Raw genomic sequence first — 12,905 nt, forward strand, 5'->3', positions numbered from 1 at the left:
TATTCCTGATGGATCAATTATCATCCAGGAAGGAGCGCAGCTTGCGACTGCGGCTCGGATGTTTGAGCTTACGCAGGGCCTTGGCTTCAATCTGGCGAATACGCTCACGCGTAACGTTGAACTGCTGCCCGACTTCCTCAAGCGTATGGTCGGTGTTCATGCCGATACCAAAGCGCATACGCAGCACACGCTCCTCACGCGGGGTGAGCGAGGCCAGAACCCGCGTCGTAGCTTCGCGCAGGTTGGTCTGGATAGCTGCGTCCAGCGGAATGACTGCCGATTTATCCTCGATGAAATCACCCAGATGGCTGTCTTCCTCATCCCCGATCGGGGTTTCAAGGGAGATCGGTTCTTTGGCGATTTTGAGAACCTTGCGCACTTTTTCAAGCGGCATACCCAGCTTTTCGGCCAGTTCTTCCGGCGCGGGCTCACGCCCGATCTCGTGCAGCATCTGCCGCGAAGTACGCACCAGCTTGTTGATGGTCTCGATCATATGCACGGGGATACGGATCGTGCGTGCCTGATCCGCAATGGAGCGGGTTATGGCCTGCCTGATCCACCACGTGGCATAGGTGGAGAACTTGTAGCCGCGGCGGTATTCGAATTTGTCCACGGCCTTCATCAGGCCGATATTGCCTTCCTGAATAAGGTCAAGGAACTGCAGGCCACGGTTGGTATATTTTTTGGCGATCGAAATCACCAACCGCAGGTTGGCCTCGATCATTTCCTTTTTAGCGCGGGCTGAATCACGCTCGCCACGAGCCACGGTGGCATAGACACGGCGGAATTCGCCAATCGGCAGGCCCGTTTCCTGCGCCAGTGCAGCAACCTGCGCGCGCAGGTCGTTCACCGTATCGGTGTGCTTGAGCACGAAGTTTTTCCATGAACGCCCCGGCAGGGCAGCCACGGCCTCCATCCAGCCCGGATCAAGCTCGCGACCGCGGTACTTCATCAGGAAGTCATCACGCGAGACGCGGCAGCTTTCCGCCAGACGCAGCATGCGCCCTTCGAACACGTTCAGCTTCTGGAACATTTCCTTGAGCTGTGCCACCAGATCTTCGATCCGGTTGTTGTGCAGGTGAACCTGCTCAACCTTACTCACCAGCTTGTCGCGCAGAATCGCGTAGTCTTTCTCGAACGTACCGCCTACATCCTCGCCCGAGGTCAGAGCCTCGATACGCGTGACCTGCAGTTTGCGAAGCTGTTCGTAAAGCGGGCCGATTTCTTCGAAATGCGCCAGAATTTCAGGGCGGAGTTTTTCTTCCAGCGCGGAAAGCGACAGGCCGCTGCCCTCGCCTTCGATATCGCCTTCGGATTCCTGCTCTTCGGTTTCCTCGGCCTCGTTGTCAGACTCGGCAAACTCGCCTTCAGCCCCCTCGCCGTCCTCCGGCGGGTTGCCACCATTCTGCATGGCTTCAAGGTCAACGATGTCGCGCAGCAGCATTTCGCTGCTCAGAATTCTTTCGTGCCAGGAGATGATGGCGCGGAAGGTCAGCGGGCTTTCGCACAGACCGCCGATCATTTCGTCACGTCCGGCTTCGATCCGCTTGGCGATGGCGATTTCGCCTTCGCGCGAGAGCAGTTCAACCGTGCCCATCTCGCGCAGATACATCCGCACGGGGTCATCGGTACGTCCAACGCTTTCCGCGTTTACATTACCTGTGGGGCTTTCGCCGTCGGCCTCGGCCTCGGCTTCTTCCTCTTCTGCCTCGTCATCGGCTTCGGACTCCTTGGGGCTTTCGGCCTCGTCGGTATCCTCGCTCTCGACAACCTGAATGCCCATCTCGGACAGCAGAGCCATGATGTCCTCGATCTGTTCAGACGACATCTTGTCCTGAGGCAGAACAGCATTGAGTTCATCAAACGTGATGCACCCGCGTTCACGCCCCTTGGCAATCAGCTTCTTTACTGATGAGGACTGCGTGTCCAGCAGGCTGGTATCGCCATCCTGCTCTTGCGCCGCGTTTGTCGATGCCGTTTTTGTCGCCATACCAGACCTGCTCCTCCGCGCCCACATCCCGCCTGAATGCAGAACGACCAGTTTACCATGTACCACTCACGTTCCAGCGCGGGCAGGAGGTGGGATATCCTGCGCCGCAAGTCAAGGGGAACACGCCCCAGAACATTTCCTGTCCGTGCTAAAATTCCGTATCATCGAGGCTGCCGCGCCTCAGGCGCTCGCGTGCTTCCAGCCGGGCCTGAAGCCGCGTCCACTGATCGGCATCGCCGTTTTTTTCAGTAAAGCTGGCAATATCGCGTTCGACGTCTGCCTCGAACCGCGCCCGATCCAGCAGCCCGTAAAAATGCCACCACTGTGTCCTTGCAGACACAAGCTGCGCCGGGTCCATCACATCATCCGACCGTGCGGCATACCCGTCTTCTTCACGCATGAAAGCGCGAATGGTTTCCTCCAGATCGTTCTGCGTCACCCATGTCCATAGCGCTGCGGCGCTGGCGGGCTGTATACCTTCCGCCGAAAAATCCAGCAATGCGGCGCGTACGGCAGCAAAATCCGCAGCCAGGTCGAGCCTGCACAGAGCTTCCTCCACATCAGGCACCAAAGCCGGATACCGCAGCAGCACGCTCAGCAGCAGACGATGCCGCTCGCGCGTCTGATCCAGTAGGACAAATGTGGTGGGCCCGGCCTCGGCCTGCCAGCCCCCGCTCCGCATACCCGATGCGCCGCTGCCTTTTCCCCGTCCGCTGCTTCTGAAACGGGTAAAAAAATGATCCAGCAGGGTGCGGCGATATTCCGAGGCCAGCGCCTTGTCCGTAATCAGGGCCGCACTTTCGGTCAGCTTATGTCGCAGGGCCGCACGTTCCTCCGGGCCGGGCTGCACCATACCCCCCGCCAGCAGGTCGAACAGCACATCGGACAGGCCCCGCGCGCCCCCAAACAGCCCCGCCACCGCCTGCGCGCCTCGCCCACGCACGAGGCTGTCGGGGTCTTCTCCCTCGGGTAGCAGGCAGAAGCGCAGCGTGTGGTCCGCCTTGAGCAGAGGCAATGCGGTCTGCGCTGCCTTGACCGCTGCGCGCCGCCCGGCGGCATCCCCATCGAAACACAGAATAGGCGCACGATCGACCTGCCACAGAACCTCAAGCTGCTCGGGTGTCAGCGCCGTGCCAAGTGGCGCTACAGCCCCCGTAAAACCGGCCTGATGCAGGGCAATGACATCCATATACCCTTCCACCACCACCAGATCCGGGGCGGACACCCCCTTGGGCCGTGGCGCACGTATGGCCGCCCGCGCCCGGTCCAGCCCAAAGAGAAGCCGCCGTTTTGAAAACAGCGCCGTTTCCGGCCCGTTCAGGTATTTGGGCTGGCCATCACCCAGAATACGCCCGCCAAACGACACCAGCCGCCCCTTGCGGTCGCGAATGGGAAACGTAACGCGGCCCCAGAACAGTTCCCCCTTGGGCCGACCGTCCTCATCGAGCCGCATCAGCCCGGCTTCTGCCATCTGGACTGGGGTTATCCCCTCACGCTCCAGAACCGCCGCCAATGCGCCGCGTCCCTCACCGGCCCAGCCCAACCCGAAAGAGGCAATGGTTTCGCGCGTCAGCCCCCGGCCCAGCAGGTAGTCCAGCCCGGCCCGGCCTTCGGGCTGGTAAAGGGCCTGCGCCCACAGGGCCTGCGTGGCGTTGAGCACATCTTCCAGCGAGCGTGCATGCACCACGGCCTCGCGGCTTTCGCGCGTCTGGGCAGGCACTTCCAGCCCGGCAGATGAGGCCAGTTCCTCTACCGCCTCAGGAAAGCTCCGCCCCTCGCTCTGCATGACAAAGGAGATCACATCGCCATGCACGCCGCAGCCAAAGCAGTGGAAGTGATCGTCATAAACATAAAAAGAGGGCGTTTTCTCGCCATGGAAAGGGCAGCACCCTTTCCAGTTTCGGCCAGAGCGGGTGAGTTTGACCCGCCGCCCAATAACCGAGGTTATGGGTGTGCGGGCGCGCAGCTCGTCAAGAAAACCGGCGTCAATAGCCATACAACACCGCTCCCTGCCCGTCTGTTACCCGAAAACCCGCCACCCGCGCCAAGATTAACCCAGCAGCGCCTTAACCGACGCACTGGCGCGCCCCATGTCCAGTTCCGCGCCAAAACGGCCTTTCAGCACCGCCATGACCTTACCCATTTCCTTGATGGAGGTGGCACCACTTTCCGTAATGGCGGCCTGCACGGCGGCGGCCAGTGTGGCATCATCCATTTCCGGCGGCAGATAGGCGCGGATCACGGCAATTTCGGCTTCTTCCTTGTCCGCCAGTTCGGGGCGACCACCATCGCGGTACAGCGTGGCGGATTCCACCCGTGACTTGATCATGCCACGCAGGGCCGACACGCCTTCATCCTCGCTCAGCCCTTCCGCACCCTTGGCACGACCGGCGATCTCGACATCCTTGAGCTTGGCGGTAATCATGCGGATTGTCGTCACCCGCGCGCTTTCACCCGCCTTCATAGCGGTTTTCAGGTCGGACATCAGTTGATCTCGAAGGGACATCGGTTTGCTCCTGCATGACTTCCCGCACGACAGCCCGTGCGCTTGATCCGGCGCACCTTATCACCCCAGCCCCGCGAATTCACCCGCCCGAATGATGGAAAAGCGACACAGTTGGGAAAAAACTTCCCAACCCACCTTTATCGCACTTCAGGCGGGTGGGAATTTTCTTCCCATTCGTCCCGATGGGGTGCTAGACAACCCACACACCAGATGCCCCAATAACGTCACAGGTGGGAGGCAGAGCTAGGCCATGTCCATGTCGATCGACTCCATCATTGCCCGCCTTGGCGGGCCAGAGGCCACAGCCAGCCTGACCGGCGTGGGCACTGAAGCCATTCGCAAATGGCGGCAGGCGCAGGCCATACCGGCCCGGCACTGGCCCGTTATCGCTCAGGCCACGGGCCTTTCGCTTGAAGACTTCCGCCCCGCCTCCACCGTGACAGACAGACCCTCCCCCTCAACGGGAAGCAGCAAGACAGGAACCCCCATGCCCGACGCCCGCCCGGACGGCGCCACCGCCGCTCTTGTTCTCGCCGATGGAAGCGTATTCTGGGGAAAGGGCTTTGGCGCCTTTACCCCCGCGCAGAGCGCGGCCGAAAACGCAGGCCAGTCCATGGGCGAAATCTGCTTTTCCACCAGCATGACCGGCTATCAGGAAACCCTGACCGACCCGTCCTTTGCCGGGCAGATCATTACCTTCACCTTCCCACATATCGGCAATGTCGGCGCCAATGAGGAAGATGACGAGGCAACCCGCGTGTTCGCCCGTGGCCTTGTGGTCAAGGAAGATGTGACCGCGCCCGCCAACTGGCGCGCGACCGAAGGGCTGGATGCATGGCTGAAAGCCCGTGGCGTAAGCGGCATTGCCGGGATCGACACCCGTGCGCTGACCCTGCGCATCCGCGATGGCGGGCCGCAGACAGCCATCCTGCTCTTCCCGCAGGATGGACGGATCGACCCTGAAGCCGCTGCCGAAACCGCCCGCGCATGGCCGGGCCTCGAAGGCATGGATCTGGCGCAGGAAGTCACTTGCGAAGCCCCGTATCAGTGGACGCATGGCGTGTGGGAATGGCCCCATGCCACCCGCGCTGTGCCTGAAAAGCGCCGCCGCGTCGTTGCGGTGGATTTCGGAGCCAAGCGCAACATCCTGCGCTGCCTGGTTGCCGCGGGCTGCGATGTCACGGTTGTGCCCGCCACTACCAGCGGCGAGGAAATTCTCGCCCTCAAGCCAGAAGGCGTGTTCCTCTCCAACGGCCCGGGCGACCCGGCTGCAACCGCGCGTTACGCGGTGCCCGCCATCCGCGCCGTGCTTGAGGCCGGCGTGCCGCTGTTTGGCATCTGCCTTGGCCATCAGCTTCTGGCCCTCACGCTGGGCGCCAAAACCTACAAGATGGAACGCGGCCACCGTGGCGCAAACCAGCCGGTAAAGGATCTGGCCAGCGGCCGGGTGGAAATCACCAGCCAGAACCACGGTTTTGCCGTGGACGCCAAAACCCTGCCCGAAAACGCGCATGTAACGCATGTCAGCCTGTTCGACGGCTCGAACGAAGGCATTGCCTCCGATCGTTACGCAGCTTTTTCCGTGCAGTACCACCCCGAGGCCAGCCCCGGCCCCTCGGACAGCTTCTATCTCTTCGAACGCTTTACCGCCCTGATCGACCGCACCGCCGGCGCCCACAACTGAACTGACAGGATCGACGCATCATGCCCAAACGGACAGACATCCGCTCCATCCTCATCATCGGCGCAGGCCCCATCGTTATCGGGCAGGCGTGCGAGTTTGACTACTCGGGCGCTCAGGCCTGCAAGGCCCTGAAAGAGGAAGGCTACCGGGTCATTCTGGTCAACTCCAACCCGGCCACCATCATGACCGATCCGGGGCTGGCCGACGCAACCTATGTCGAGCCTATCACCCCCGAAGTGGTCGAGCGCATTATCCTCAAGGAACGCCCGGATGCGGTTCTGCCCACCATGGGCGGGCAGACAGCACTCAACACCGCCATGGCGCTGCATGCCTCGGGTTTTCTCGAAAAGCACAATGTCGAACTGATCGGCGCCAAGGCCGATGTGATCGACCGTGCTGAAGACCGGCAGAAATTCCGCGAGACCATGGATGCCATCGGCATTGAAAGCCCGCGCAGCCTCATTGCCCACACCATGGCCGAAGCACATGAAGCCCTGCGTGAAATCGGTTTTCCCGCCATTATCCGCCCCTCCTTCACCATGGGTGGCTCAGGCGGCGGTATTGCCTATAACCGCGAGGAGTTCGACCAGATCGTAGCCTCCGGCCTCGATGCATCGCCCACCACGGAAGTGCTGGTGGAAGAGTCGGTGCTGGGCTGGAAAGAATACGAGATGGAAGTCGTGCGCGACACGGCGGACAACTGCATTATCATCTGCTCCATCGAAAACATCGACCCCATGGGGGTTCATACCGGGGATTCCGTCACGGTAGCACCTGCGCTTACGCTGACCGACAAGGAATACCAGCGCATGCGTGATGCCTCCCTTGCCTGCTTGCGGGCAATCGGGGTTGAAACCGGCGGCTCCAACGTGCAGTTCGGCGTCAACCCCAAAGACGGCCGCATGGTGGTGATCGAGATGAACCCGCGCGTTTCGCGTTCATCGGCACTGGCCTCCAAGGCAACGGGCTTCCCCATTGCCAAGATCGCGGCCAAGCTGGCCGTGGGCTACACGCTGGACGAACTCAAGAACGACATCACCCGCACGACCCCGGCCTCCTTCGAGCCGACGATCGATTATGTCGTTGTTAAAATTCCGCGCTTTACGTTCGAAAAATTCCCCGGCGCACCGGCCCTGCTGTCCACCTCCATGAAATCGGTGGGCGAAGCCATGGCCATTGGCCGCTCCTTCGCCGAGGCGCTGCAAAAAGGCCTGCGTTCCATGGAAACCGGGCTGAACGGCCTGGACCCCGTGGACGTGCCGGGCGATGGCGGGGTGGATGCGTTCCGCGCGGCCCTGTCCCAGCAGCGGCCAGAGCGTATTCTCATGGCCGCACAGGCCCTGCGCGCGGGGCTTTCGGTCGAGGATATTCACGAAGCCTGCAAGTTCGAACCGTGGTTCCTGCGCCAGCTTGAAACCATTGTGGCGGCCGAACGCGCCGTGGAAAACCACGGCCTGCCCAAAGACGCACAGGGCCTGCGCCAGCTTAAAGCGCTGGGCTTTTCCGATGTGCAGCTCGCGCGCCTGTCCGGCACGCAGGCCGCCGAAGTGGCCAAGCTGCGCGAGGCGGCTGGTGTGGTGCCTGCCTACCGCCGGATCGACACCTGCGCGGGCGAGTTCAGCTCCGCCACGCCGTATATGTATTCCAGCTACGAAGGGCTGTTTGCCGCCCCGAGCTGTGAATCCGCTCCCACCGACCGTGAAAAGATCGTCATTCTCGGTGGTGGGCCGAACCGGATCGGTCAGGGTATCGAGTTCGACTACTGTTGTGTGCATGCCGCCTACGCCCTGCGTGAGGCCGGTTATGAAACCATCATGGTCAACTGCAACCCTGAGACTGTCTCCACCGATTACGATACGTCGGACAGGCTGTATTTCGAACCGCTGACAGCCGAGGATGTAATCTCGCTCATCCGCTGCGAGCAGAGCCGCGGCAGCGTGAAGGGCTGCATCGTCCAGTATGGCGGACAGACACCGCTCAAGCTCTCCCGTGCGCTGGAAGCGGCTGGTATTCCGCTGCTGGGCACCCCGGCCGATGCTATCGACCGTGCCGAAGACCGCGAGCGCTTTCAGGCCATGCTGCACAAGCTCGGCCTGCGTCAGCCCGAAAACGGCATTGCGCGCAACCTTGAAGAAGCCGAAATCGTGGCCGAGCGCGTGGGCTACCCGGTTGTGGTGCGCCCCTCCTACGTGCTGGGTGGCCGCGCGATGGAAATCGTGTACGACCGGGCATCGCTCCAGCGCTACATGCGCGATGTGCTGCGCCTTGCCGGGCATGAAATCTCCTCCGGCCCGATCCTACTCGACCGCTACCTGAACGAAGCGATTGAAGCGGATGTGGACTGCATTGCCGACGGCACCAGCGTTTATGTGGCTGGCGTCATGGAGCATATCGAGGAAGCGGGCATTCATTCCGGTGATAGCGCCTGCGCCCTGCCGCCCTACACGCTCTCACCCGCTATCGTGACCGAACTCAAGGCCCAGACCGAGGCCATGGCGCGGGAACTGGGCATTGTTGGCCTGATGAACGTGCAGTACGCGATCAAGGATCAGGAAGTGTTCGTGCTCGAGGTCAACCCGCGCGCCTCGCGCACGGTGCCGTTCGTAGCCAAGGCGACCGGGGTGCCGGTTGCCAAAATCGGCGCACGCGTGATGGCGGGCGATAAGCTGTCCTCCTTCAACCTTGATGACCGGGCCGTGGTGCCGCATGTGGCGGTGAAGGAAGCCGTATTCCCCTTCAACCGCTTTGCGGAAGTGGACATTATTCTCGGGCCTGAAATGCGCTCGACGGGTGAGGTCATGGGGCTGGATACGTCGTTCGAGCGGGCTTTTGCCAAGTCGCAGCTTGGCGCAGGTGTAAAGCTGCCTGAAAGCGGCACGGTGTTCCTGTCCGTGCGCGCAAGTGACAAGCCGCATTTGCCTGCACTGGGTCGCCTGCTGGCCTCCATGGGGTTCAGAATTCTGGCGACACGCGGCACGGCAAGCCGCCTGCGCGAGTCCGGTATTGAGGTGGAACTGGTCAACAAGGTGCTGGAAGGCCGCCCCCACTGCGTGGATGCCATCCGCTCGGGCGATGTGCAGATGGTCATCAACACAGCGCAGGGTGCGCAGTCGGTGGCGGACAGCTTCGATATCCGCCGCTCGGCACTGGTGCTGGGCGTTCCGCACTACACAACCATGGCCGGAGCGCGTGCTGCTATCCACGCCATTGCGGCAATGCGCGAGGGACCGCTTGATGTTGCGCCGCTTCAGTCATACTTTAGCGGATCGTTCTGAACACTTTACCGTGCGGCGGGGGGCTATGCCCTCTGCCGCACGGTAAGGCGCGTATGCAACCAGCGTGTCGGCCCCAGAGGCCGACAGTTTTTATTCCGGGGACTTGTCTTGCAGAAAACTCCGATGACAGGCAATGGCCTTCAGCTTCTCGAAGATGAGCTGCGCAAGCTCAAATCCGAGGAGCGTCCTGCGGTGATCCGCGCTATCGCGGAAGCCCGCAGCCACGGCGACCTGTCAGAAAATGCCGAGTACCATGCCGCGCGTGAGCGCCAGTCCTTCATTGAAGGGCGGATCATGGAACTGGAAGAGCTGATCTCCACCGCCGAGGTAATCGACCCCAGCAGCCTTTCGGGCAGCCATGTCAAGTTTGGCGCGACTGTCTGCCTGGTGGATGAAGATACCGACAAGGAAATCACCTACCAGATCGTTGGCCTGCATGAAGCCGACATCAAGCAGAGCAAGATTTCCATTTCCTCACCGCTGGCCAAGTCACTGATTGGCAAGCAGGAAGGCGACACCGTGTCCGTGCCCGCCCCCGGCGGCGACCGCACCTATGAAATCCTGTCCGTAAAATTTATCTGATATGATCTCCCTTCAGGATATCACCGCCGCGGCCGACAGGATCCGCGGCAAGGTGATCCGCACCCCCACCATTGCCTCGCACTCCCTCTCACGCGCGACGGGGGCCGAGATTACCCTCAAGCTCGAAAACCTTCAGGCGGTGGGGTCTTTCAAGGAACGTGGGGCAGCCAACAAGCTCGCCCTGCTGAGCCCGGAAGAGCGTGCGCGTGGCGTTATCGCGGTTTCGGCTGGCAATCATGCCCAAGGCGTTGCGCGCCATGCCAGCCTGCTGGGAATTGACGCGGTTATTGTCATGCCGCGTTTCACGCCCGGTGCGAAGGTGGTGCGTACCCGCGATTGGGGTGCGCGCGTCGTTCTTGAAGGGGACAATTTTGCCGAGGCGCTGGCCTTCGCGCAGGATATGCAGGCCCGCGAAGGCCGCACCTTCATCCACCCTTATGATGATGCCGCCATTATGGCCGGTCAGGGCACCTGCGCGCTGGAACTGCTGGAAGATGCAGGCGAGCTTGATGCGCTGGTGGTACCCATTGGCGGTGGCGGCCTGCTTTCAGGCTGCGCGGTGGCGGCACGCGCCATGCGCCCCGGCCTGCGCCTGATTGGCGTGCAGGTGGAAAAATACGACTCCCTGTGCGCGTTCCCCGGCCAGGCCACCATGCCTACCGGCGGGGCCACCATTGCCGAAGGCATTGCCGTGCTCCAGATCGGGCAGCAGACGGATGAAGTTATCCGCAAGCTGGTGGATCAGGTGCTGGTCGTGCCCGAATGCGCGCTGGAAACCGCCATTACCCTGCTGGCCGAAGGGGCAAAGCAGGTAAGTGAGGGGGCTGGGGCCGCAGGCCTTGCCGCCGTGCTGACCTACCCAGACCTGTTCGCGGGCAAGAAAGTGGCGCTGCCTGTCTCGGGCGGGAATATCGACAGCCGCATTCTGGCCAATACCCTGCTGCGCGCCATGCTGCGCGATGGGCGTATCCTGCGGCTGGTTATGGAAATTCCTGACCGCCCCGGCGTTCTGGCCGATATTTCGCGCACTATTGGCGCGGCGGGCGGGAATATTATCGAAGTTTCGCATCAGCGGCTTTTTGCAGCGCCGTCCGTACAGGCGGCCGAGCTTGAAGTCATGATTGAGGCGCGTGACCCGGCGCATGCCGAACGCATCACACAGGAACTGGAAAAGAGCTACATCGTCCGCCGGGCCTGAACCTGCCTTTGTTTCCACACGTTCTCATGGCACTGTCTGGCGGATACAAACACCCGAACCCATAACCGGCAAAAACAAAAAACAGAGGCCCGTTCATGACTTCGCCCGCACCACAGCCAAAACGTCCTGTCATGCTTGTCATTCTAGACGGCTTCGGCTGGCGGGAGGAAACGGATAACAACGCCGTCCATCAGGCCAGCACCCCCAGTTTTGACGCCCTGTGGCGCGAAAACCCGCATAGCTTCCTGCGCACAAGCGGCGAAGATGTGGGCCTGCCTCAAGGCCAGATGGGCAATTCCGAAGTCGGGCACCTGAATATTGGCGCAGGCCGCATTGTCATGCAGGAACTGCCGCGCATTTTCTCCGCCATTGAAGATGGCAGTCTGGCCGCATCTCCTATCATGACGGATTTCATTGCCCGGCTGAAGGCCAGTGGCGGCACCTGCCACCTTATGGGCCTTGTCTCCCCCGGTGGCGTGCATTCGCATCAGGATCACGCAGCAGCACTGGCCCGCATTGTGGCGGCAGCAGGTGTGCCTGTGGCCTTTCACCTGTTTACAGATGGCCGCGACACGGCCCCGCGTTCAGCCCGTGATTATGTGCGCCAGCTTCAGGAAAGCCTGCCAGCCTCCGTACAGCTTGCCACGCTGTCCGGGCGTTACTACGCCATGGATCGTGACAAGCGCTGGGACCGGGTGGAAAAAGCCTATAACGCAATGGTCTGCGCACAGGGCGAGAGCGGCACCACCCCGGATGAGGTAATCGCCTCTGCCTATGCGGCGGATGTTTCTGACGAATTTATTATCCCCACCGTTCTGCCCGGCTATGCTGGCATGAAGGATGGCGATGGCATCCTGTCTTTCAACTTCCGGGCTGACCGTATCCGCCAGTTGATGGATGCCCTACTTGAGCCGGGTTTTGACGGCTTTGCCCGTGCGCGCATCGTCCGTTTTGACGCCGTGGCTGCCATGACGCAGTACAGCGAATCACTGGCCGCGCGCATGACGGTGCTGTTCCCGCCCGAAACACTGGACAACCTGCTGGGCGAAGTTGTGGCCAGCGCGGGGCTGCGCCAGCTCCGCATGGCGGAAACCGAAAAATACCCGCATGTGACCTACTTCATGAATGGTGGCCGCGAAGCCCTGTTCGAAGGTGAAGACCGCATTCTGGTGCCCTCACCCAAAGTCGCCACCTACGATCTACAGCCGGAAATGTCCGCCGCCGAACTGACGGACAAGGCTGTAAGCGCCATTGACAGCGGCACGTATGACCTGATCGTGCTCAATTACGCCAACCCCGACATGGTGGGCCATACCGGCATTCTGGAAGCTGCCGTCAAAGCGGTGGAAGCGGTGGATACCGGGGTGGGCCGCATTGCTCAGGCCATTACCCGCAACGGCGGCGCGCTGCTGATAACGGCTGATCATGGAAACTGCGAAACCATGATCGACCCCGAAACCGGCGGGCCGCACACAGCCCATACGCTCAACCTCGTGCCGCTGGTGGCTCTTGGCGCGGGCGACAGGCCCCTGCGGGATGGCGGGCGTCTGGCCGACCTCGCGCCCACGCTGCTCGATATCATGGGCCTGCCCAAGCCCGCCGACATGACGGGTTGCTCGCTGCTTACCCCCTGAATGAACGCGCACCGGCTTTTCCCCCGCCTTCCAGCG

At 61.7% G+C, this 12,905-nt stretch carries 8 protein-coding genes; 5 read left to right on the forward strand and 3 right to left on the reverse strand.

Features of this window, described 5'->3' with window-relative positions:
• Positions 1-13 precede the first annotated feature (13 nt).
• The 3 genes from rpoD to ABF757_RS02930 form a co-directional block, all read right to left on the reverse strand.
• Positions 14-1,990, reverse strand: coding sequence for an RNA polymerase sigma factor RpoD (rpoD, locus tag ABF757_RS02920; protein WP_415480852.1), 1,977 nt, complete (start codon positions 1,988-1,990; stop codon positions 14-16).
• A gap of 148 nt (positions 1,991-2,138) precedes the next feature.
• Positions 2,139-3,986 (reverse strand): DNA primase, encoded by a 1,848-nt coding sequence (dnaG, locus tag ABF757_RS02925; RefSeq protein WP_415480853.1) that lies wholly within the window; start codon positions 3,984-3,986, stop codon positions 2,139-2,141.
• 54 nt (positions 3,987-4,040) lie between these two features.
• Positions 4,041-4,496, reverse strand: coding sequence for a GatB/YqeY domain-containing protein (locus tag ABF757_RS02930; protein ID WP_415480854.1), 456 nt, complete (start codon positions 4,494-4,496; stop codon positions 4,041-4,043).
• A 250-nt stretch (positions 4,497-4,746) separates the two neighbouring features.
• On the opposite strand from ABF757_RS02930, the gene carA reads away from it, so the two are divergent.
• From carA to gpmI, 5 genes are all read left to right on the forward strand, one after another.
• The gene (gene carA, locus ABF757_RS02935; RefSeq protein ID WP_415480855.1) at positions 4,747-6,180 is read left to right on the forward strand and encodes a glutamine-hydrolyzing carbamoyl-phosphate synthase small subunit; all 1,434 of its coding nucleotides are present in this window, start codon (positions 4,747-4,749) and stop codon (positions 6,178-6,180) included.
• A gap of 20 nt (positions 6,181-6,200) precedes the next feature.
• Positions 6,201-9,455: a carbamoyl-phosphate synthase large subunit gene (carB, locus tag ABF757_RS02940; RefSeq protein ID WP_415480856.1), complete on the forward strand. Its 3,255-nt coding sequence runs from the start codon at positions 6,201-6,203 to the stop codon at positions 9,453-9,455.
• 108 nt (positions 9,456-9,563) lie between these two features.
• Positions 9,564-10,037 (forward strand): transcription elongation factor GreA, encoded by a 474-nt coding sequence (gene greA, locus ABF757_RS02945; RefSeq protein ID WP_025860852.1) that lies wholly within the window; start codon positions 9,564-9,566, stop codon positions 10,035-10,037.
• Between the two features lies 1 nt (position 10,038).
• On the forward strand, positions 10,039-11,235 hold the full coding sequence (locus ABF757_RS02950) for a threonine ammonia-lyase (protein ID WP_415480857.1): 1,197 nt from the start codon (positions 10,039-10,041) through the stop codon (positions 11,233-11,235).
• A 95-nt stretch (positions 11,236-11,330) separates the two neighbouring features.
• Complete coding sequence (gene gpmI, locus ABF757_RS02955; protein WP_415480858.1) at positions 11,331-12,869, forward strand: 2,3-bisphosphoglycerate-independent phosphoglycerate mutase; 1,539 nt, start codon at positions 11,331-11,333, stop codon at positions 12,867-12,869.
• The last annotated feature ends 36 nt before the right edge of the window (positions 12,870-12,905 follow it).

Origin of the sequence: Acetobacter papayae (assembly GCF_047721125.1) — a bacterium.
GTDB classification, from domain to species: Bacteria; Pseudomonadota; Alphaproteobacteria; order Acetobacterales; family Acetobacteraceae; genus Acetobacter; species Acetobacter papayae.